Raw genomic sequence first — 21,835 nt, 5'->3', positions numbered from 1 at the left:
TCGGCATCTGGCTATATCTGTCTATTTCTGTTTCAGTTCCTCGCACACCGAAACAGCTTCTTCCCAGCTTCCGATGTGATAAGCTTTTACATTTTTATCAATTTTTCGAAGGAATCCGGTCAGTGTTTTGCCCGGTCCAATCTCCACAAAAGTATCTACACCTTCGCGGATCATGGTCTCCACACTCTGCTGCCAGCGAACAGAACCGCTAACCTGCGCTACCAGAAGTCCTTCAATTTTTCCGCAGTCCGTGACAACTTCCGCATTGATATTTGCCACATATGGCAACTTCAATGGGTTCATGCTGACTCCGGCAAAAACCTTCGCCAGTTCTTCTCCTGCCGGCTGCATCATCGGTGAATGAAAAGGCCCACTGACTTTAAGCGGAAGTACTCTTCTTGCACCTGCTTCCTTAAGCGCATTTCCTGCTTCGTCAACTGCCTTCGCCTCTCCGGTGATCACAATCTGACCCGGACAGTTATAATTCGCAATGGATACGCCCTCTCTGTCTCTTAAAACATCCTCGATCACGCCTGCGTCAAGGCCGAGTACCGCGGACATTGCTCCTGTTCCTTCCGGTGCTGCATGTTCCATAAAAATTCCTCTTGCACGCACCGTACGGATTGCATCCAGATCACACATCCCGCCTGCCACCGCAATTGCGCAGTACTCACCAAGACTTAAACCGGCCGTCATATCAGCATGAAGTCCCATGGCTTCTACAGCTCTTGTCATCGCAAGACAGGCAGTTACCATTGCCACCTGTGTATATTCTGTTTTGTTCAGAAGATCATTTTCTTCGAAACAGAGTTTCTTCAGATCCAGTGAAACCACTTCGGATGCCTGATCAAATACAGCTTTTGATAAAGGGCTTTTTTCATAAAAATCTGCGCCCATTCCAACAGCCTGTGCCCCCTGTCCCGGATAAATAAAAGCAATCTTACTCATTTGCACTTACTCCATTCATCAGTTTGCAGGCTTCTGATACTGTCGAGCTGATAATGTCTGCACAGGTGCGTTCCTCTTTGATCATTCCTGCTATCTGTCCTGCCATCAGACTTCCGTTCTTTGTATCACCTTCCTGAACTGCTTTTCTTAAGCTTCCCAGGGTAAGCTGTTCCAGTTCTTCAAACGGTGCTCCGGATTTTTCCAGTTCCAGATATTTACGCGCCATATCATTACGCAGAACACGGATCGGATGACCGGTACTTCTTCCTGTAACACGGCTGTCGATATCTTTTGCTTTAAGAATGCTGTTTTTATAGTTTTCATGAATCACAGATTCTTTGGATGCAGCAAAAACAGTTCCCATCTGGATTCCTTTTGCGCCAAGCATAAATGCCGCCGCCATTCCTCTGCCGTCTGCAATGCCGCCGGCGGCAATCACCGGAATGTTCACTGCATCTGCGACCTGCGGAACCAGCACCATCGTAGTAAGTTCTCCGATATGTCCGCCTGCTTCGCATCCTTCCGCAACGACTGCATCTGCGCCGCAGCGTTCCATACGTTTTGCAAGTGCTACAGATGCTACAACCGGAATCACTTTAACTCCGGCTGCTTTCCAGTCTGCCATGTATTTTTCCGGGCTTCCGGCTCCTGTGGTCACGACTTTCACGCCTTCTTCCACAATTACCTTCGCGACTTTTTCTGATTCCGGATTCATCAGCATAATATTGACACCAAACGGTTTATCGGTCAGTTTTTTTGTTTCCCGGATCTGCTCTCTTACCCATTCTGCCGGTGCTCCGCCTGCTGCGATCAGTCCAAGACCGCCTGCATTGGATACGGCTGCTGCCAGATGACATTCTGCCACCCATGCCATACCGCCCTGAATCACCGGATATTCAATTCCCAATAATTCTGTGATTTCTGTCTTCATAATAAAATCCTCTTAATCTGCAGCTCTTATGCCTGATGCTCTGTCAGGTAATTCATTGCATCTGCTACAGTTGTAATCTTTTCAAGGTCTTCACTCGGAATCTCTACAGAAAATTCTTCCTCGAGTGCCATTGCCAGTTCAAAGAGATCAAGAGAGTCTGCATGAAGATCATCCATGAAAGAGGTCTCTGCTGTGATCTCTGCTGCATTTGCTCCTAAAGTTTCTGCTGTAAGTTCAATAATTCTTTCTAACATTTTCGTTTTCTCCTTTTTTACAATTCATTTTTTATTTTAGAATATCTACTTTTATATTGAGGATATCTGCTTTTATATTTGAAATTTTCAGCCCTTGATATCCCACTCCAGAATACTGGCTCCCCACGAAAGGCCTGCTCCAAAACCTGCCAGAACAAGTTTCTGTCCCTTTTTCAGGACACCATTTCGGTTCAGTTCATGCAAAAGAATCGGAATGCTGGCAGATGAGGTATTTCCGTAATCCTGAAGATTCATCGGAAATTTCTCCATTCCTATATGAAGCCGTCTTGCAACTGCATCCACAATCCTTGCATTCGCCTGATGAAGAACAAACCAGTCAATATCCTCCACAGAAAGTTCATTTTCTTTTAAAACTTCCTGTATCACCTGTGGAACTTTGCGGACTGCAAACTGAAAGACATCCTTGCCATTCATGGTAATGTATTCTGTTTTTGCTTCTCTGCCATCTTTATCAATACTGCGGATCCTGTTTCTGACACCCGGACCCGTAAGTGCTGCACCGCCACTTCCATCCGAGTGTGCCGCCGGACGGTAAGTTTTTCCCTCTGCTGCCTGAATCAGAACCGCTCCGGCTCCGTCTCCAAACAAAATGCAGGTACCGCGGTCTGTCCAGTCAACCAACCTCGAAATGCTCTCACTTCCGATTACCAGCACGGTTCGGTAAATACCAGATGCAATGTATGCCTGTGCAGTATTGTAAGCAAAAAGAAATCCGCTGCAAGCGGCATTAAGATCAAATCCGACCGCTCCATCCGCTCCAAGTGCTTCCTGCACCCGACAGGCAGTGCACGGAAAAATCTGATCCGGCGAACCTGTTGCAACGAGGATCATGTCGATCTCATCCGGTGAAATTCCGGCTTCTTCGACTGCCTGGCGTCCCGCCTCGCATGCCATCGAAACTGTCGTTTCTTTTTCTGCGATGCGCCGCCTTCTCACGCCCGTCCTTTCCCGGATCCACTCATCGCTGGTGTCTACAAAGCCTGCAATTTCTTTATTATCCAGAATACGCTTTGGTACACAGGCTCCCGTTCCCCGGATGACACCGGTTATGGTCTGTTCTTTATTCATAATTGTTGTTTCCTCATATTCTTATTTGTTTTGGTTTTAGAATATTTTGATTATCAAAGTATATATCTAAAAAAAGAGAATGTCAAGAAAAAAATCAATACTTTTTTATTCATGCTTTTCTTCCCCGACCATTCCCCTGTAGACGAATCAGACCAAATTCCAGAAACAGACTGAAAATATAAGAAATCCCGAAAATCTGTCCGATTGCCTTCGGACCACGGTATGCCGGTGGCTGAAAGGATGCTTCATCACCCTCCGAAGTTACTTCTGTCGCTTCCAGAACTTTATGAAAAGCCAGCAATACAGAGCTTCTTGTCAGTGTCTTGCTGGTTTCCTTGCGGGAAACAAGAAGTTCCCCGCTGTATTCGCCATTTTTCTTATGTTTTACTGTGTAGGAAAATTCCAGCCCGGATAAAGTATACAGCATCTGATCCTGATATGTCAGAACTGCATCCCATAAAAGAACGTCAAGCTCTTCCTGTGTTTTGCCCTCAATGATACCTCTGTGAAGTTCTTTGATGCTCTGTCCATCTGCCGACATGGCTTCTCCTGCCTCTTTCCGTTCCCTGATTTTACTTTATTAGAATAGTTACAAATAAACTTCAAAAACTGTATCTTACTTTCTTGCAATTTTGAATCCATACTCATTGATCTCATCGATCGCCTGAATCGCGGCTGCCAGCTTACAGTCTTTAAGGGCCTGCGCCAGCGCCAGATGCTGCGGAATCGTAGCCAGCCAGATAGAGTCATTTCCATTCTGGGAATCTTCCTGCTGAATAAAACGATATGAACGAATCTTGTTGATCATCTGCTCAATCGCATTATTTCGACCGATCTTGTACAGGCTGTCATGAAAACTGCGGTCCAGCACATGGCTGTAAAGATTATCAGAAGCCAGGCGAACCATCTCTGTTGCTGTAGCTAGCAGCTGGTCTTTTTCCTGAATCGTGCCTCTCTCCATCGCATTTTTTACTGCTTCGTGATCAAGCGCACTCTGAAGCTCCTCCATCTCCGTCAACGAACAGTTCGTAAGCTGAATCGTCAGAGAATTATTCTCTCCATATGGATTATTAATAAACACACCGCTTCCGGTCTTTACATATATCAGCCCCCTGTCTTCCAGTATACGCAGAGCTTCACGTACTGAGTTTCTGCTTGTCTGAAGCATAGAGGACATATCACGCTCGGATGGAAGTTTATCTCCCGGCTGCAGATTATTCATCTGAATATAACGATAAATCGAATCCGAGATTTTCAGATACAGAGATTTTTTCTCGATCGGCTTCATCGAGATTCTGTTTCCCTGATCCGAAGAAGTATTTGTTTCATTATTCATAAAGTTTCCTCAATTTCTATAAATTTCTGCTCTCTGCAGAATCCACGATACAGAGAAGCTGCCAGTGGCAGCTTCTCTCGCATACTTTGACACCAAATAAAAGGACTCAATATCCCTGATGGACACTGAATCCTTTTAATTATAAGGAAATCTTATAGAAACGTCAATAGAGGCTCCCCGATTAAACCGGTATTATTCCTCTGCTGATTTTCCGGATAACTGAAGATACTCTTCGTATGCCGGAGAATCTTTTGTGATCTTTTTGATTCCGAATCCTGTGAATCCCCAGAGGATTGCAAAGAATACACCTGTGTAGCAGAGAACTGCCCACGGAGCATACTGAACAGTCGGTACACCAAGTACAGATGTCATATATACACCTGCCAGTGACCACGGTACCAGCGGCTCTACGACTGTAATGCTGTCTTCCAAAGATCTGGAAAGGTTTTTGGACTCAAGTCCGCGTTTGATGTATTCCGGACGGAACATACCACCGATCATAAGGAATGTTACGGTAGCTTCTCCGATTACTGTAATCATAACTACGCCAAGAGCAACAGTCAGTGTGATCAGCTGGCCGGTACCATGAATATGTTTCATGATACGTTCCAGAATCAGTTCCATACTTCCGCATACGGTAAGTGCGCCGATGAAGGAGAAACCACAGAATGCCATCAATGCGGTGTTCATCATGGAACTCATACCACCTCTCTGAAGAAGGTTCGGTATCTGCTCAACAATATTTTCAAGATCTACAGATGTGTGAAGCATTTCCATCTTGAATCCGCTTACCATACTTGCTGCGCAGTCTGAGAAAGAGAATCCCTGAATTGCCATGGCAATTACTACTGCAACTGCTGAAGAAATGATCATAACCGGAATTGTAGGTTTTTTCATAAGTGATCCTGCGATTACGATCACGCATGGAATCAGAAGAAGCAGTCCGGTCGGCATGGAAAGATTGAAAAGTTTACCAAGAGTATTGATGATCTCATCTACCTGTCCAACCTGTGAATCACTTGCAAAATGTGCTCCTGCGACCAGATAAACAATACAGCTTACGATAAATCCGGGAACGGTTGTATAAAACATATGTCCGATATGCTGATACAGGTTTGTCTCTGTTGCAATGGCAGACATATTTGTACTGTCAGAAAGTGGTGACATTTTATCTCCGAAGTATGCACCTGCTACGATCGCACCTGCAACTGCCGGAAGCGGTGCTCCCATACCTGCTGCCACACTGATAAGAGCGGCTCCTACTGTACCTGCTGCTCCCCAGGAAGTACCTGTACTTACAGAAAGGATTACAGTAACGAGGAAGGAAGTGATGATAATATATTTAGGGCTGATGATCTGAAGTCCGATATATACAAGGAACGGAATTGTTCCGCTTACTACCCATGCGCCGATCATAAGACCTACGCAGATCAGGATCATGATCGCCGGGAAAGCTTTTGCAAGTTTCGCAACAATCTCATCTTCAATATCTTTCCATGTGTGTCCCTGATACATGCACACACAGATTGTAAATGCTGCACAGATGATCAGAAGGATTTTGATATCAATGCTGTAAATTACCAGTCCTGTAAAAAGGACAACAAACATAAAAATTAATGGCAGTACTGCCGTGAAAAGTGTTGGTTTCCTGATTTCTTTCTTTTTAGTTTCCATGAAAGTTCTCCTTTATGAAATTTTGTCAAGCGCCTGTTTCAGATCTGCGATCAGGTTTTCTGTTCCTTCAAGTCCACAGTGGATTCTGACGATATTACGTGATACATTCAGGAATGCACACTGCTCGTCTGTCCAGTTGTACGTATAAGCGATTGCAAGGCTCTCGAATCCGCCCCATGAGCATCCTTTTTCAAAGAGCTTCAGACTGTTTACAAAGGTCTCTGTCTCTTCAAGTGTTCCGTCGATCTCAAGGCTCATCAGACCACATTCACCCTTCTGCTGTTTTCTTGCAAGTTCGTACTGTGGGTGTGACGGAAGTCCTGTAAAGAATACACGTTTAACTTTTGGCTGTTTTTCAAGGAATTTTGCAACTTCCATTGCTGTCTCATAATGTCTCTGCATACGTACATCCAGAGTACGAAGACCGCGGATCGCAAGCCATGCTTCCATAGGTCCCATAACACCGCCGAACCAGTCTCTCTGAACCATAAGGTCACGCATCAGCTGTTCATCTTTGGAAACAAGTACTCCACCTACCAGGTCGCTGTGTCCGCCGATGTATTTTGTCATTGTATGCATAACAATGTCGATTCCCATATCCAGTGGCTTCTGGAAAAGCGGTGTGGAATATGTGTTGTCGATGTAAGTTTTAATGCCGTGTTCTTTTGCAAGTTTTGCAACACCTTCCAGATCTACAACATTGAATAAGAGGGTTGTAGGGCTCTCAAGAATGATCATCTTTGTTTCCGGACGGATCGCATCTTCAAATTCTTTGACTGTTCTTCCGTCTACATATGTAACAGAAACATTGTATTTCGGTCCAAGGAACTCATCAAGAAGATGCTGTACCGGGCCATAGCTTTCTTTAATGCAGATTACATTGCTTCCTGCTGTGCAGACTCTTAAGATTGCTGCTGCGCATGCTGCCATTCCTGCTGAAAATACAACTGCTCTTGAGCCGTGTTCCAGTGCTGCGATCTTTTTCTCAAGAATTGCAACAGTCGGGTTGGATGCTCTTCCATAATAAAATTCATCATTAAAAATATCTACGTCAAAATAGTCTTTCACTGTGTCGAATACATGAAGTGAGTTCATGAAAATCGGTGGTGTAACTGATTTCATGTATTTATGCGGATCTTCACCCACATGTGTCATTGCCAGTAAATCCTGATTGTCTGTCATTTCTTTCTTTCCTTTCTTTGCGCATTTCTCTGGTTCTGTGGTACTGTGGTTGATTGGTTGAACCAATTTATGATGTCATTATACAATATTTGTTACTTATGTCAATATACTTAAATAAAATATTATATTTTTATCTCTTATGCACAATTTGGATCAACAAATTTTGGTGGTTTTTCATACAGAGAAAAAGAAAAACACCAGTCTATCAAGCCTGACTTTCCATATTACAGCCTGATAAACCGGTGCCTAATTATTTATTCAGTTCAACAATTCTTGTACATACTTTCCCTATCAGTTCCGGGTTGTGGCTGACTACCAGCATCCCGATATCCCGCCGTTCTGTCTCCTCTATGAGGAAATGCCAGATTTGGCTCTGGGTAATAAGATCCAGCATGGTTGTAATCTCATCCGCGAGAAGAAAACGTGTTCTCTGTCCCAAAGCCCTTGCAATGCAGAATCGCTGAAGTTCTCCTCCCGAAAGTTCTGTCGGAAATCTGTTCATCCAGTCGGGTTCTATTCCCAGCTTTTCAATCAGTTCCGAATCTGTCCTGTCTCCCTCTTCGATTACATTTTTCATGCGAAGTCTCGGATTTACCGCCTGCTCCGGGTGCTGCCAGATCATCTGTACCGGGCAGTATGTACCATACTCTTTAAGTGTTTTGCCGTCAAGAAGTACCTCGCCGCTTTGCGGCATTTCGTATCCGGACAGAATCTTACACAGAGTTGTTTTTCCAAAGCCGCTGGGAGCTATGATTCCCACACGTTCACTGCTGTCTGCACTCAGGCTGAACTGACTCAATATCTGTCTGCCTTTTTCCTCATACCAAAAGGACAGATCTCTGACCTCAAGTTTCATAATATGCACCTCACATATCCACTTCCGGAAACTTTCCATGGAATTTCACCCTGACATTCCCGCGATGCCATGTCACATCGCGGTGCAAACGGACATCCCTGCAGATTATCTTTTACATAGGGCTGTACACCACCAATATAATGAAAACCATGCTTCGGCATTGCACGCCAGAGTGCTCTGCTATATGGATGGCGCAGAGTTTCTTCTCTCTCAAAATCATCCACCGACGCATCTTCTATCGTATGTCCGGCATAAAATACCTGTACCCTGTCCACTGTTTCCAACGCAAGCTCCAGGTCATGTGTAATGACCAGAACGGCAGCTCCCATATCTGCAAGCTGCCGGAAATGTTCCATTGCACGTTTTGCAAGTTTCGGATCCAGTCCCGGTGTCGGCTCATCTGCAATAACCAGCTTAGGATTTTCGACCAACGCTGTAGAGATCATAATTCTTCTGGTCATTCCTCCGGAAAGCTCAAACGGATACTGCTCCTGAACCTTTTTGTCCAGCGAATATTCCTCAAAAATTGTATCCAGACGATGCTTCTTTTCTTTATCTTTCTGTCCTTTGCAGATCTGCCTCCCTACCTTCATCAGAGGATCCAGATAAGCCGTACTCTGTGGAACCAGAACAATCTCTTTTCCCCGCAGTTTTCGAATGTTTTTTTCTGTCAGAGGCTTTCCGCAGTATCGTATTTCTCCACCCATTTCTGCATTATATGGCAGAATCCCCAGGATTCCATGTGCCAGCAGACTTTTGCCGGAGCCGGAAGAGCCGACTACTGCCACCATTTCTCCTGCGTGGATTGTGACACTTAAGTCTTTGATCACAGACAGTTCTGTCTGTTGCATTCCCTTTTGGTACTGGGTAAAGGATATTTTCAAATTGTTGATTTCCAGAATTTTTTCCTTATCCATTTTAATCTCCTATTCGTGTGCACTTGCCGGATCCAGCAGTCTGCGAAGGTTTTCTCCTGTTGTATAAAAACATACAACGGTAATCACCAGCATGATTCCCGGAAACAGTGCAAGCCACCATTTGCCTGTGATCAGATATTTCATTGCTTCTGACAAAATAATTCCAATTGCAGGCTGCTCGTTTGACAGCCCGAACCCAAGAAAAGTAATACCGGATTCATGAAGGATCGCATGTGGAAAAAGAAGAACAAGTCCGACGATAAACTGCGGAAGCAGATGTGGAGCCATATGTTTCATCGCAATATACAGGTTGCTTTTTCCAAGTTTTCTGGCTGTTTTTATATAGATCTGTTCTTTGAGCTGCAGCACTTCACCTCTGATCAGTCTCGCCAGAGATGTCCAGTGCGTCAGTGCAACTCCAAGAATGACTCCCTTAAGTCCTCTTCCGCATGCGACACAGATAAGGATCAGAAGAAGCATATGTGGGATTCCCATAACCAAATCTATGATCCATGTCACAATGGTATCTGCTGTTTTTCCCATTGTTGCAGATACAACCCCCAGAATGAATGCCATGACCGCACTGAACGTAGCTGCACATACTCCTATGATGATACTGATAGAAAGTCCTCTGACTGTCCGCGCAAACATATCTCTTCCAAGCCAGTCTGTACCAAACGGATATTTCAGGCAGGGTGCAATGTTCTTTCTGGAAAAATCTGTTGCCCTTGCCGCATCTTCGCAGAACAGACCGCCGATACAGACTGCTGCAAGAAACACCACTGCGATAACAAGCCAGAGTACCAGTGTTTTTCTGCGATTCCACCTGTTATTCATCTTCCCACACCCCCTCTTCGGATTCGTGGGTCAATGACTCCGTACAAAATATTCGCTATAAAGTTTCCTCCAAACACGAACAATGCGCTTATGATCGTAATCGCCATCAGAAGCGGCATATCACTTCCAAGACCTGCACTGACCGCTGCCTGTCCAAGTCCCGGATAGGAAAAGACCTGCTCCACAAGTACTGAGCCGCCGAAGATCTCGCTGATTGAAGCAAACTGAAGTGTCACGGCCGGTCCAAGGACATTGCGGAAACCATGATTTTTGAAAATCTGCCAGCTGCTCTCTCCTCTTGCTTTTGCAAAAAGCACGTAATCACTGTCGCAGATGTCGATCATTTTTTCCCTGGTGTGCATGGCAATATTGGATATTCCTGTAATGGAAAGTGTCACTGCCGGAAGAATCGCATGACGCACGCGGTCAAGAAAAGTCACTCCGCTTGCCTCTACTCCAATCGGTACGCTTAATCCTATGGGAAGTATTTTGAGCCATACCCCAAAGATGATCAGCAACAGCATGGCAATCCAGAATGCCGGAGTGCTGGAGATCACCAGACAGTATCCTTTGATGATCTTATCAATCGGCTTTCCACGATTCATACCTGCAAGTGAACCCAGCAAAAATCCAATCAGTCCGGACAAAACCCACGCAATGATCATCAGGAACAAAGAATTCCCAAGTTTTACCGCGATCACTGTCGTAACTTTCTGGCGATAAAGGAGAGATATTCCCATATCTCCCCTTACAAAATCCCTGAACCAGGCAATGTAGCGCTGCAGGGGCGGTTGTCCCACGCCCCAGTATTCTTCAAGTTTTGCAATCTGTTCCTGACTCATGCTTCCAAGGGCGGCCTGTCCGACATTCGCTTTCAGAGGATCGATCGGAGAAGCTGTCATAAGTGCAAAAGCAGCAACACTGACTGCAAACAGCAGAAGCAGCACTTTGATGAAATTTTTTAAAATAAATTTTGCTTTTAAATTATTCAAGATCTGTTACTCCCATGACCACTGATCTACGTTATTTACGATAGACCAGCCATGTCCGTGTGGATGGATCTTCTGGTCAGCTACCTTAAGTCCGTCTTTGACAAAGTACAGATGATCGATATTGCAGAGCCAGATCCACGGGATATCACCTTCCTGTATAATTCCGCTATCGCCATCCCACTGAGCTTTTTTCCAGAGATCATAAGACGTTTCCAGATCACTGGACTTCAGAGCTTCATCCATGTATTTGTCTACGGTTTCGTTTGCATATGGAGAATATTCTGCAAGACCGGTCTCGCTCATTGTATGATAGATATTGTACAGTTCCATTGGTGTATGTGCACCCCATCCCCATACAAGCGGCTCAGACTCTGCTCTTGTGTAGGCAGTATCCCAGTCAACACCCTCTGTTGTCACTTCAATTCCAAGTTCGGCAAGCTGATTCTTGCTGTCCTCTGCCAGTGCCTGACGAACAGAATCAGATGCCGGATACAGCATGGTAAATTCTGCACGCGCACCGTCTTTCTCACGGATTCCGTCATCACCTTCTGCCCAGCCTGCTGTTTCAAGAATTTCTTTTGCTTTATCCGGATCGTATTCTACTTCTGCTTCTTCATTGTACCATGGCATCTTGTCGCACACGCTGTATGCCGGAGTTCCGTAACCGTTCAGAACATTTTCGATCATTTCTTCGCGGTCAATGCCAATATTAATCGCACGTCTTACTTCTACATCACTGGTAAAGTCATTTCCATAAGTTACTCCGTCAATTTCCTCTGCCGCAGTTGCCGGAAGATTAAATCCACGGTTGTCTACCGTCTGCACGCTGAACAGATCATATCCGTCAACCGTTATATCTGAATAGGATGCCGCTGTATGTGCCACGTCTACCGTGCCAGACTGAGCTGCTGCCAGTGCTGCATCTTCTTCCATGAAAAGAACTGTTACTTTTTTCATTTTTGGTGCTTCTCCATAGTAATCCGGATTTGCCTCAAAAATAACCTGCTGTCCTTTGTCCCACTGTTTCATGATATAGCGTCCGGAACCAATTGGATTCTGTCCGTAATTTTCATCATAAGCATGCTCCGGAACGATTCCTACAATTGCCATGGTATATGGCCAGACTGCAAATGGTGTATTCATATGGAATTCAACAGTTGTGTCATCCACCGCCACTGCTTCTTTCAGCATGGAAAAATCATTGACGGAACTGTTATCGCGGCAGTTATTGTATGTAAATGCCACGTCCGATGCTGTCAGCGGTTCTCCGTCTGTAAATTTAACATTATCACGGATCTTAACGGTCCAGGTAAGTCCGTCATCACTTACCGAATAATCAGTTGCCAGGTCTTTCCCGATAGAAAGATCTGTATTTGTAGTAGTAAGCGTACTCTGGATCAGAGGTTCATGTACGTGCTCTCCTGCGCCCCATCCATATGCCGGATCAAAACCAGATTCCGGCTCTGATGTTGTCGGCATAGTTACGATCACTTCGTCCTTCGCTGTACTTTCTTCCTGTGCTGCAAATACAGTCGCAGTTCCCCCTGCAAAGGATGCAGTCATGCAGACCGCCATCATAACCGCCAGTAATTTTCTCTTCATTATCTCATTTCCTCCTTTTGTTCTCATTTATGCACAGTGCTGTGTCTATCAACACTTTCAGGATTTGTTTTTATTTATTATGCATAACAAGTTCTATCAGTATACCATCAATTCTGACCGTATATAACCATCCCAGGGGGATATTAACCTATTCATATATCGCATAGATCCTGCATTTTTTTCATAGCTCTGTATCCCCCCGGGAGGCTTGTTTTTACACTGCATTTTGTTAAAATACAATCAACACATGAATTGTGTTATCTACCAAATAAAAGTGCACAGACCTCCACATATTATGATGCACATTCAACCCATTAAAAAAGTACTTCCAACTCCGCGGGAAGTACTTTTTTTATACCATTTTCAGTTCATGCTCTTAAATCTGTATCGGGCCAAACGCATCCATCACTTCAAAATCATCAGACAGAAAAACATTTACAACCATACTTCCTGCCCTCCGGTTATTGTCGCTGATTATTATGCTGTTAATTTTATAAAACTGAATCTATTAATTTCTTTGTATAATCCATCTTCGGATGATCGATGATATCATACGGAGTTCCGTATTCTACGGTCTTTCCATGATAGAGAACCAGGACTTTGTCACAGAAGGCCTGCACCAGTGCAAGATCGTGGCAGATCAGGATAAATGACAGATTTTCTTTCTGTTTCAGTTCGGTCAGAAGTTCCAGAATCTGTTTCTGCACGGTTACATCAAGTGCGCTGGTTGCCTCATCACAGATCAGGATGTCCAGACTGACTGCAAGCGCTCTGGCAATTGCTGCTCTCTGACACTGTCCTCCACTGACCTGATGTGGATAGCGATCTGCGTATTCCGCATCCAGGCCACATCTTTCGAGAAGATTTTCCACACGTTTCCGTGTTTCTGCGCGGCTTATCCCCATGTTCCGAAGACTTTCCCCAATTCCGTCTCCCAGAGTACGTCTCGGATCAAAAGATTCCATCGGCATCTGAAAAACCATCTGGATATCCTGATAGGTTTTTCTTAAGCTTTTGCCTCTGAGGCGGGTAATATCCTTTCCTTTAAGAAAAATCTGTCCATCTGTCACCGGCTCCAGATGTGTGAGCATTTTGGCTATCGTGCTCTTTCCCGAACCGGATTCGCCTACGATTCCAAGACATTCGCCCCGATTCAGTTCGAAACTGACATCATCTACCGCTGTCATGGACTTCTTTCCTGAGACAAAAACCTTCTTAAGGTGTTCTGCTTTTAAAATAATCTCTGTCATTTCTTCATGCCTCCTGAGTTCAGTCCCGTTTCAAATGAAGCACAGAGCTCATCAGTTTCTTAGTATATGGATCTTTCGGATGATCCAGAACCTCTTCGGTTGCTCCATAATCTCTTACCTGTCCGTTCTGGAGAACCAGTATCCTGTCTGCCATCATCCTTACAACACCGATATTATGAGTTACAAGAATCATTGCAGTATTGTATTCTTTACGCATAAGCAGAAGTTCCTCCACTACCTGCTTCTGAACCGTTACATCCAGGGCGCTGGTCGGTTCATCTGCCAGAAGCAGGTTCGGATGCATGATCATGGCTGTACAGATCCCTACTCTCTGATTCATTCCACCGGAGAGTTCAAACGGATAGCTTTCCAGCACACGGTCACTGTCATCCAGACCAATCTTCTTCATGATCTCTCCTGCACGTTCCCGGACTTCCTTCTTGCTGATTTTCTTATGTTCTGACACTGCCTCATGTATCTGTGCCCCGATTGTCCGGACAGGACATAATGCAGCTTTGCAGTCCTGGAATACCATTCCGATCTCTGTTCCCAGAAGCTTACGGAGCTTTTTCTCACTCATATCTGTAAGATTTTCACCTTTATACCAGATATCACCTCTTGTAACCAGGCCTTCTTCCCCCAGAAGTCCCATGATGGCTTTGACAATCGTACTTTTACCGCTTCCGGATTCTCCCACGATTCCAAGAATCTCGCCCTGTTTTAATTCAAAACTGACATCCTGAACCACCGGCTCTCCATTATATGAAATTGTCACATGCTCTACACGAAGCAAAGAATCCATAATATTTTGTTCTCCTCAGGCTACTCCACATCCAGTTCTGCCGTGATCTCATAATAATCACATGGATGCGCTGCCATTCCTTTTACATTTGATTTTGTCACGATTCCCATATTCAGATGTGATACAAAGAAGTATGCATCATCATCCAGAATATCCTGCTGAAGTTCTATTGCAAGTTTACCTCTTTCGTCCTTATCAAAAGTCTGATGAAGCTGATCTGTAAGCTTTGTTACCTCTTCATTCTGGTAGTTTCCGTAATTTTTAGAACCTGTCACCGTACTTGTAAAAAAGTATTCCGGATCTCCTGTCGGTGCTGTAGTTGTAGAGCTTACATATACATCAAAATCTCCACTCTTGGCAATTGTCATATGGTCAGATGTATTATTTACAACAACATCAATGCCGATATCCTTCAACGTAGCCTGTGCATACTCTGCCAGCTTCGGCTGTTCGAGACGGGTCGGGTAAGTCAGCCAGTTAATGCTGAGTTTCTGTCCGTCTTTGTCTACATATCCATCACCGTCTGTATCTGTCCATCCGGATTCTTCAAGAAGTTTCTTTGCACCGTCCGGATCATAGGAAACGGTTTCTACAGCGTCATTTCCATAGGAAAAGCTGCTCGGGAAGGCTGCTTTGGCCGGAACGCCACGTCCCTGCATGATCACAGAACAGAATCCGTCTTTGTCGATTCCCATCTCAACAGCTTTGCGGACATTCTGGTCCTGCATGATCTCTGAATCCATATTGAACTGTCCGAAGAAGCAGCGGCTGGTCGCACAGGAGTTAATGGTATAGTCTGAATTGTTTTCAAACAGAGGATAGTTGTCATACTGCAGTCCATAAGTTCCCTGAATATCTCCGGTCTGCAGGGCTGCTGTCAGCGCACTTCCGTCTGCAAAAGATTTGACAGTAACTTTGTCTACTTTTACTTCGCCACCCCAGTAGTTCTCATTTTTGACCAGATCGATCTGGGTTGGAGTAACATTCTCTGCAATATACGGGCCTGTTCCTGCCACATTCGCTGAACCGCCTTCTCCCTGGATTCCATAGTCCATATCAATGATTGCACCATAAGGATCGCCAAGATAATTGATGATTGCCGGACATGGTTCTGTCGTATAAATAGTAAGTATCAGCCCTTCCGCATCAATATGGTCGATCTTCAGATCATAAGGCGCACGGTCATGAACTGCGATCAGATCTTCCAGACATTCTTTGACTGCCTCTGCATCCATGGTACGTCCACTGGAAAACTTCACGCCGTCACGAAGTGTGATCTTTACAGTTGTATCGTCCACGAATTCATAATCTGTTGCAAGCCACGGCTCTACTTCCATATTGTCATTGTATTTGAAAAGAGTTTCTCCGACGCCATAACGAAGTGCGCTCCATCCGGAGTAATTATCGTGCGGGTTTAATCCCGCATCTCCCATTTCCTCACTGTAACCGGTTGTTCCATATACAAATGACTTTTCACCATCAGCCCATACACTTGTGGACATTCCTGCTGCCAGCATTACTCCTGTAAGAATTACCGCAATTAATTTCTTCTTCATAGTAGTTTTTCCTTTCTTTATATGCTTATCTCTTAGCTCTTTCTTTTGGATCCATATAGTCCCTGAGCGTATCTCCGAAAAGATTAAAGATCATAACCGTTATAAATATGGCAAGTCCCGGTGCAAGTACCATCCATGGTGAGATCTGAAGCATACTTCTTCCATCATTGATCATGCTTCCCCACTCTGCCATCGGCGGCTGTACACCAAGCCCGAGAAAAGAAAGTCCGGCCAGTTCCATCATCATCGTTCCGATATCAAGAACCGAAGTAACCAATATCGGACCGGCAATATTCGGCAAAATATGTTTAAACATAATCTTAAATGTGTTGCTTCCCGACAGTCTCACCGCCATCAGATACGTTGAGTCTTTCTGTGCAAGAGTCAGTCCTCTGGCAAGTCTGGCAAACTTCGGCCATCCAATTACAGCCAGAGCTATGATTGCATTCTGAATACCTCCACCGAGCACACCAGCTACCGCAAGGGCAAATACAAGGCTCGGAAATGCCAGAAACAGATCGGACACACGCATCAGAACAGTATCCAGAATTCCTCCGCACCAGCCACATATAATACCAATTGCGGTTCCGACTACAGTAATGAGTGCTACCAGAAGCAGTGTTGCATAAATACTCGTTGTGCTTCCCACCAGTACTCTCGAAAGCATATCCCTTCCGTAACGGTCAGTTCCCAGTATATGTTCTGCGCTGGGCGGTTTCTGCGCCAGCAGAAGATCCTGCATATCCGGATCATACGGGCAGAGTTTCCGGGCAAAGGCTGCAATTACAAGCAGGATCAGTACCAGTATTGTAAAAAAGATCAGCTTTTCTCTCACATGGTTTTTCTTTATTTTCTGCCTGCGGACAGTTATCGTTTTTTTCGTTTTACTCATACTCTGTCACCTCCCAGTCTTACGCGAGGATCCAGATAATGATAAATGATATCTGTGATCAGATTTACCACTACATAAATAATCGCCATCCATGCCACATACGCCTGAATGATCGGATAATCTCTCATAGTTATGGCATCTACTGCCATTTTACCGACACCGTCCCACATAAAAATAGTCTCAACGATCGTGGTTCCACCCAGAAGATTTCCTATGGACAATGCCAGCAGCGTAATGATCGTGAGCATGGAAGATTTCATCACATTTTTCCAGATAATCACACTGCCTCTGACACCTCGCGCTCTGGCTCCGACCACATAGTCTTTATTCAGTTCTTCAAGGATTGTCGCTCTTACCTGACGGGTATATTTTGATGCCATGGAAATTGCCAGCGTCAGCGTAGGCAGGACAAGACTTAACGCCACGTTGTCACTGGTAATGACCGGAAGCCATCCCAGTCTGATAGAAAAGAAATACATCAGCACCAGCGCCGCAAAAAAATTCGGCATGGAATTTCCTATGAAACTGAAAAAACGAATTAAATAATCGATCCATTTATTATGTTTTACTGCCGAAAGGATTCCAAACGGAATTGCAATCAGCATTGTCAGCAATACTGAAGAAACCGTCAGCATGATTGTTGCCGGAAGTTTTTCTATGAAAGTTTCATAAACATCTCTCTTCGATACATAGCTCTTGCCCATATCTCCGGTTGCCATTCCTGCAAACCACTTTGCATATTGCACAAGAAACGGCTGATCCAGCCCGTACTCTTTTCTCGTCTCATCAATGACTTCCTGTGAGACTGCCGAACCTGCATTTTCATACATGTAGGTCACTGCATCACCGCCCGCCAGACGCATCATGGCAAAAGACAAAAAAGTGATTCCGATCAGAATCGGAATCAACTGAAGAAGTCTTTTTAAAATATATTTAATCATTTGTTCTCCTTCATGCCTGCATAGCATCAGACAACATATCCGCATGATAAATCGTAACTGGCCCGTATCCTCACAGTTACAATAATTTAACAATTACAGTCTAGCAAATGTCAAAAAAGCACACAACCCCGTAGGAGGGTTCTGTGCTATTCTTAAATTGAATACTTTATGCATGTTATGGAATAAGTGCGGATTAACTTTATACTCGTTCACAGTGGATTAACTTTTTGGAAGTCTGCTCATCAGAAACTCAAGAAATTCCTGTATACTTTCATCCATTTCTTCTCCTCTGTGAAGGATATAGCCAAAAATAACTTTGCTGTCCCCCATATTCAGAGGGATTCCCGGTGCCGTGCCTGCCTTATTTTCGGAAAGATAGCTTCCGCTCACATTGGAGACTTTACTGTTTTTCAGCATTCTTTCCATAATATAATCACTGTTGGTCAGCACGGAAATATCAAGGTCTTTCCACTGAAAAGCCTCCTCATTGACAGATCCGATATCAAAAAATTCATCCTGATAATTCTGTATGAACCGTACTCCCTCAAGCTCTCCCAGATTTACAGTCTCTTTTTCCAAATCATAAAGTTCTGTCTGCCGTCCCGGATAAAGGATCACATCTGTCTCATACAGAGATACAAACTGCAGCTTGTTTTTTGCCAGTTCATGCAGGAAATTCTCTTTCTGCTGGCTCAGGATATAGACAAAACCAATGTCATCCATATAGTCACGGACGCGCTCCATAACACTTCGCACACCTGCTGTCGTCAATTGGAAATGATAATTTTTTTCATATGTTTCATTATAAAAATCCACAAACAGATCGGCAAACCAGGAACTGGGATTCATGGAAATACGGATCCATTTTGTCATACCGTTTGCCGACATATTTTCCAGAACTTCAACCTCATTTGTGATCCTGCAGGCATAATGATAAACCTTCTGTCCCTGTACCGTAAGGCGTATTCCACGTGGCAGCCGCTCAAAAAGCTGCATTCCGAGATTATCCTCCAGTGCCTTTATCACTTTACTGACACTTGATTGTGTAGAATAAAGGATCTTTGCCGCATCACTGAAAGATCCGGCCTGCGCACATGTCACCAAATATTGTAATTGTTTTAAATCCATATGATTCTCCGCATATTGTTATAGTCTGTCCTATTGTCTGCCCGTTATTTAACTGTCCGCAGCATAAACAGTGGAGTGGGATTATAAAATTCGTCTTTTTCCAGATAAATCCTGCTGCTGATACCCAGATCCACTCTGAAATCTTTTACTTCCATAGAACCTAAGGTTTCCAGATCCCATGCCGGACGGCTGTAAGAACTGATTGGAAGCTGACGCTTGATCTCCTCACACTCACGCATCATATCATCACCGAGAATGTTGTGTGCATGATTTTCCGGAAGATCTGCAACATTGGAAAAATCTGTGATTCCATAGTTTGCATCAAAGTTAAGCAGAACCCCGCCCTTTTTCAGGACGCGGAGCCACTCGCCATAAGCATGGCTTACGTGCGGCAGTGTCCATGTCAGGTTTCTGGAAATGATCACATCAAATGTACCCTCCGGAAATTCTGGATTTTCGGCATCCATTACCAGAAATTCGCAGTCTGTTTTTTCCTCTGATGCAAGAAGACGTGCATTTTTGATCATATCCGGTGTCAGGTCGATACCTGTCACCTGATGGCCTTCTTTTGCAAGCAGAACGGAGAAAAATCCAGCACCGCATCCCACATCAAGAATACGCAGTTTTTTTCCTTTTGGAAGCTGCGCACGTATTTCTTTCATCCAGCGTTCTGCCATGGCACTGTGCAGTTCCTGACGTTTTTGCACGAGAAAACTGTCGCTTCGTTTTTCCCAGTAATTAACGATTCTCTCCTTGCGCTCATCATACCGGCTGACAATTCTTCCATATGTGACCATCGGACCGTTTTCAAGCACCTGAAGAGTTCCTGCCTGATAAAGAAGTACACCGTCAAACTCCGCGACACTGACTTCTTTTACATTGCCCTCATAATCGCGGACTTCTCCGAGAATATCACCTTCCCGGATCATGTCACCGACTTTTTTAAACGGATACCAGAGTCCGTTTTCCTCGGCATCCTGATAGCGAATATCAGCTACATCCAGAGGATAGTAGGTACGGAAATCTTTCAGTCCCTGATAAATTCCCAGATGACAGAGAATATTACGGACATCCCTGCGGGTGGATCTGACTTCCTCATAAGTCCAGTCACCCATTCCTCCACGCTCGATCAGAATACTCGGGATTCCCTGTGAAGCCGCATAGTTATAAGAACCGCCGGATGCCACGTTGGATTTTACCATGTAAGGCACATCGACCTGTTCTGCCATCTGTCTCGAAAAGCTGACAACTTCCTCTGCTGCCGCTCCTGCATAATAAACATATGGAGTAAGTTTTTCATAATCGTCTCCGCTGTGCAGGTCAATATAATAATCTGCTACCGGCTGCAATTCCTGAGAAACAGCCCATGCAAGACGTTCCATCTCCGTTCCGTCCGGATTTCCCGGAAATTCACGATTCAGATTCTTCCCATCTGTAAGCCCCATACTGCCTTTTCGTGCTTCAAATGCCGGACGGTTCAACACTTTTATGATAATGACCGTTCCTGTTACCTTCTCGATTTTCAGTTTCTGTGCAAGCTCGATGGCTGCCTGGATCCCTACATATTCACCGGCATGAACACCTGCTGTGATCAGCATGGTTTTTCCTGTGCCATGTCCGTGCAGAACAGTCGCCGGCAGTCTGATCTCACCATTTGCAAGCTCCAGTTCCCCGTGCCACTTCTGTCCCGGCTGCACCGTTACATTTTTCAGATAAAAAGCATCTCTTTTTCTTCCTGTCAGCAAAAAAATCGGAGAAGTACTGTTGTTGATGATCTCTTCCTCTGTCCAGACCTCTTTCCATACTTCTTCATCGCAGGAAACATCAAGAAATCCTGCTTTCTGCATCGTTTCGATATCCCACTTCGGACGTTCCAGACGGCTTAGCGGAACCTGACGGGCAATTTCTTCCATCTTCTCAATATCTGTTCCGCTGTAATAATCTTCCACATTCTGCTCTTCCGTCTGCTTACGGTCTTTCTCGTAACTGCTTCGTTTCTCTTCATTATAAAGATGACCGTACCAGTCAGCATCAAAGTTATAAAGGACACCCCCCGGCTTCAGGACACGAAGCCATTCTCTGTATGCAAGGTCCGGGCGCGGCAGATTCCATGTAACATTTCTCGTTACAATCACATCAAAACTGTTGTTTTCCACATCAAGCGCCTGTGCGTCGCCTGTTTTCCACACAATACACTTTGCAAGCTCACCTGCATTGCTCTGTGCTTCTTTCAGCATTTCTTCGGTATAATCGATTGCAGTAACCTGATACCCGGCTTCTGCAAGAAGAATTGCAAAAAATCCCGGGCCGGTTCCGACATCGAGAATTTTGATCTCCTGCGGTTTCTTTTCCGGAAACTGATTTCCAAGCAGGGAAAGGAGCTTGTCCCTCCACATCGTTCTGCGGGCATCCGCCATTTCCTGCTGATTATATTCTGAATAACCTCTGGCACGGTTCGTCCAGTAGTCATGAATTTCGTTTTTCAAATTATTCATAAGTCTGTTCTCTTTTCACGCTTGTCATGTTTATTTGGGCGATTCGTAATTTTTATTGCACAAAAGCAAAATTTTCTCTGAATTTCCACCCTCATATTTTTTCATTATATAAAAAAAGCATCCCCTCCACAAGCCTGTAGGGGGGATGTGTTG

Annotated in this window: 20 protein-coding genes; all 20 read right to left on the bottom strand. The window is 44.6% G+C overall.

Features of this window, described 5'->3' with window-relative positions; genetic code table 11:
• Positions 1-21: 21 nt before the first annotated feature.
• Positions 22-948 carry an ACP S-malonyltransferase gene (gene fabD / locus DWW86_RS07455; RefSeq protein WP_072522667.1) on the bottom strand — a complete coding sequence of 309 codons (927 nt, stop codon included), beginning with the start codon at positions 946-948 and terminating at the stop codon, positions 22-24.
• Positions 941-1,879: an enoyl-[acyl-carrier-protein] reductase FabK gene (gene fabK, locus DWW86_RS07450; protein WP_072522666.1), complete on the bottom strand. Its 939-nt coding sequence runs from the start codon at positions 1,877-1,879 to the stop codon at positions 941-943. The genes fabD and fabK overlap by 8 nt, the downstream gene beginning before the upstream one ends.
• A gap of 26 nt (positions 1,880-1,905) precedes the next feature.
• Positions 1,906-2,133: an acyl carrier protein gene (gene acpP, locus DWW86_RS07445; protein ID WP_015540647.1), complete on the bottom strand. Its 228-nt coding sequence runs from the start codon at positions 2,131-2,133 to the stop codon at positions 1,906-1,908.
• 87 nt (positions 2,134-2,220) lie between these two features.
• On the bottom strand, positions 2,221-3,222 hold the full coding sequence (locus DWW86_RS07440) for a beta-ketoacyl-ACP synthase III (protein ID WP_181985322.1): 1,002 nt from the start codon (positions 3,220-3,222) through the stop codon (positions 2,221-2,223).
• A gap of 109 nt (positions 3,223-3,331) precedes the next feature.
• Positions 3,332-3,763, bottom strand: coding sequence for a hypothetical protein (locus DWW86_RS07435; RefSeq protein ID WP_117942730.1), 432 nt, complete (start codon positions 3,761-3,763; stop codon positions 3,332-3,334).
• Between the two features lie 75 nt (positions 3,764-3,838).
• A complete protein-coding gene (locus DWW86_RS07430; RefSeq protein WP_072522664.1) occupies positions 3,839-4,558 on the bottom strand; it encodes a FadR/GntR family transcriptional regulator in 720 nt (239 codons plus the stop codon).
• Positions 4,559-4,750: 192 nt separating this feature from the next.
• Complete coding sequence (gene nhaC / locus DWW86_RS07425; RefSeq protein WP_117942729.1) at positions 4,751-6,232, bottom strand: Na+/H+ antiporter NhaC; 1,482 nt, start codon at positions 6,230-6,232, stop codon at positions 4,751-4,753.
• 12 nt (positions 6,233-6,244) lie between these two features.
• Positions 6,245-7,414, bottom strand: a complete 1,170-nt coding sequence (locus tag DWW86_RS07420; protein ID WP_072522662.1) for a trans-sulfuration enzyme family protein — start codon at positions 7,412-7,414, stop codon at positions 6,245-6,247.
• 250 nt (positions 7,415-7,664) lie between these two features.
• On the bottom strand, positions 7,665-8,270 hold the full coding sequence (locus DWW86_RS07415) for an ABC transporter ATP-binding protein (protein WP_072522661.1): 606 nt from the start codon (positions 8,268-8,270) through the stop codon (positions 7,665-7,667).
• Entirely contained in the window at positions 8,267-9,187 is a 921-nt protein-coding gene (locus DWW86_RS07410; RefSeq protein WP_072522660.1) for an ABC transporter ATP-binding protein, read from the bottom strand. Before DWW86_RS07410 ends, DWW86_RS07415 begins: the two co-directional genes overlap by 4 nt.
• 9 nt (positions 9,188-9,196) lie before the next feature.
• Positions 9,197-10,024: an ABC transporter permease gene (locus DWW86_RS07405; protein WP_072522659.1), complete on the bottom strand. Its 828-nt coding sequence runs from the start codon at positions 10,022-10,024 to the stop codon at positions 9,197-9,199.
• Complete coding sequence (locus DWW86_RS07400; protein WP_235816107.1) at positions 10,021-11,016, bottom strand: ABC transporter permease; 996 nt, start codon at positions 11,014-11,016, stop codon at positions 10,021-10,023. Before DWW86_RS07400 ends, DWW86_RS07405 begins: the two co-directional genes overlap by 4 nt.
• A 6-nt stretch (positions 11,017-11,022) precedes the next feature.
• Positions 11,023-12,618 carry an ABC transporter substrate-binding protein gene (locus DWW86_RS07395; RefSeq protein WP_117942728.1) on the bottom strand — a complete coding sequence of 532 codons (1,596 nt, stop codon included), beginning with the start codon at positions 12,616-12,618 and terminating at the stop codon, positions 11,023-11,025.
• A gap of 491 nt (positions 12,619-13,109) precedes the next feature.
• Positions 13,110-13,868 carry an ABC transporter ATP-binding protein gene (locus DWW86_RS07390; RefSeq protein ID WP_117942727.1) on the bottom strand — a complete coding sequence of 253 codons (759 nt, stop codon included), beginning with the start codon at positions 13,866-13,868 and terminating at the stop codon, positions 13,110-13,112.
• 19 nt (positions 13,869-13,887) lie between these two features.
• Entirely contained in the window at positions 13,888-14,670 is a 783-nt protein-coding gene (locus DWW86_RS07385; RefSeq protein ID WP_117942726.1) for an ABC transporter ATP-binding protein, read from the bottom strand.
• A 20-nt stretch (positions 14,671-14,690) separates the two neighbouring features.
• The gene (locus DWW86_RS07380) at positions 14,691-16,226 is read right to left on the bottom strand and encodes an ABC transporter substrate-binding protein (protein ID WP_117942725.1); all 1,536 of its coding nucleotides are present in this window, start codon (positions 16,224-16,226) and stop codon (positions 14,691-14,693) included.
• A gap of 25 nt (positions 16,227-16,251) precedes the next feature.
• Positions 16,252-17,118 (bottom strand): nickel transporter permease, encoded by an 867-nt coding sequence (gene nikC, locus DWW86_RS07375; protein WP_117942724.1) that lies wholly within the window; start codon positions 17,116-17,118, stop codon positions 16,252-16,254.
• The gene (gene nikB / locus DWW86_RS07370) at positions 17,115-18,059 is read right to left on the bottom strand and encodes a nickel ABC transporter permease (RefSeq protein ID WP_117942723.1); all 945 of its coding nucleotides are present in this window, start codon (positions 18,057-18,059) and stop codon (positions 17,115-17,117) included. The genes nikC and nikB overlap by 4 nt, the downstream gene beginning before the upstream one ends.
• Positions 18,060-18,278: 219 nt before the next feature.
• Positions 18,279-19,187 (bottom strand): LysR family transcriptional regulator, encoded by a 909-nt coding sequence (locus DWW86_RS07365; protein WP_072522651.1) that lies wholly within the window; start codon positions 19,185-19,187, stop codon positions 18,279-18,281.
• 44 nt (positions 19,188-19,231) lie between these two features.
• Positions 19,232-21,682, bottom strand: coding sequence for a methyltransferase domain-containing protein (locus tag DWW86_RS07360; RefSeq protein WP_117942722.1), 2,451 nt, complete (start codon positions 21,680-21,682; stop codon positions 19,232-19,234).
• Positions 21,683-21,835 lie beyond the last annotated feature (153 nt).

The sequence above is a fragment of the Ruminococcus sp. AF17-22AC genome (genome assembly GCF_003460065.1).
In the GTDB taxonomy this organism is placed as follows: domain Bacteria; phylum Bacillota; class Clostridia; order Lachnospirales; family Lachnospiraceae; genus Blautia_A.
Note: the sequence above shows the minus strand (reverse complement) of the source record. Positions and strands in the feature narration are given on the sequence as shown.

Bases quoted from the DNA above. Each gene is read 5' to 3' on its own strand.
- fabD (WP_072522667.1), bottom strand. From the start codon at position 948: ATGAGTAAGATTGCTTTTATTTATCCGGGACAGGGGGCACAGGCTGTT.
- fabK (WP_072522666.1), bottom strand. From the start codon at position 1,879: ATGAAGACAGAAATCACAGAATTATTGGGAATTGAATATCCGGTGATT.
- acpP (WP_015540647.1), bottom strand. From the start codon at position 2,133: ATGTTAGAAAGAATTATTGAACTTACAGCAGAAACTTTAGGAGCAAAT.
- DWW86_RS07440 (WP_181985322.1), bottom strand. From the start codon at position 3,222: ATGAATAAAGAACAGACCATAACCGGTGTCATCCGGGGAACGGGAGCC.
- DWW86_RS07435 (WP_117942730.1), bottom strand. From the start codon at position 3,763: ATGTCGGCAGATGGACAGAGCATCAAAGAACTTCACAGAGGTATCATT.
- DWW86_RS07430 (WP_072522664.1), bottom strand. From the start codon at position 4,558: ATGAATAATGAAACAAATACTTCTTCGGATCAGGGAAACAGAATCTCG.
- nhaC (WP_117942729.1), bottom strand. From the start codon at position 6,232: ATGGAAACTAAAAAGAAAGAAATCAGGAAACCAACACTTTTCACGGCA.
- DWW86_RS07420 (WP_072522662.1), bottom strand. From the start codon at position 7,414: ATGACAGACAATCAGGATTTACTGGCAATGACACATGTGGGTGAAGAT.
- DWW86_RS07415 (WP_072522661.1), bottom strand. From the start codon at position 8,270: ATGAAACTTGAGGTCAGAGATCTGTCCTTTTGGTATGAGGAAAAAGGC.
- DWW86_RS07410 (WP_072522660.1), bottom strand. From the start codon at position 9,187: ATGGATAAGGAAAAAATTCTGGAAATCAACAATTTGAAAATATCCTTT.
- DWW86_RS07405 (WP_072522659.1), bottom strand. From the start codon at position 10,024: ATGAATAACAGGTGGAATCGCAGAAAAACACTGGTACTCTGGCTTGTT.
- DWW86_RS07395 (WP_117942728.1), bottom strand. From the start codon at position 12,618: ATGAAGAGAAAATTACTGGCGGTTATGATGGCGGTCTGCATGACTGCA.
- DWW86_RS07390 (WP_117942727.1), bottom strand. From the start codon at position 13,868: ATGACAGAGATTATTTTAAAAGCAGAACACCTTAAGAAGGTTTTTGTC.
- DWW86_RS07385 (WP_117942726.1), bottom strand. From the start codon at position 14,670: ATGGATTCTTTGCTTCGTGTAGAGCATGTGACAATTTCATATAATGGA.
- DWW86_RS07380 (WP_117942725.1), bottom strand. From the start codon at position 16,226: ATGAAGAAGAAATTAATTGCGGTAATTCTTACAGGAGTAATGCTGGCA.
- nikC (WP_117942724.1), bottom strand. From the start codon at position 17,118: ATGAGTAAAACGAAAAAAACGATAACTGTCCGCAGGCAGAAAATAAAG.
- nikB (WP_117942723.1), bottom strand. From the start codon at position 18,059: ATGATTAAATATATTTTAAAAAGACTTCTTCAGTTGATTCCGATTCTG.
- DWW86_RS07365 (WP_072522651.1), bottom strand. From the start codon at position 19,187: ATGGATTTAAAACAATTACAATATTTGGTGACATGTGCGCAGGCCGGA.
- DWW86_RS07360 (WP_117942722.1), bottom strand. From the start codon at position 21,682: ATGAATAATTTGAAAAACGAAATTCATGACTACTGGACGAACCGTGCC.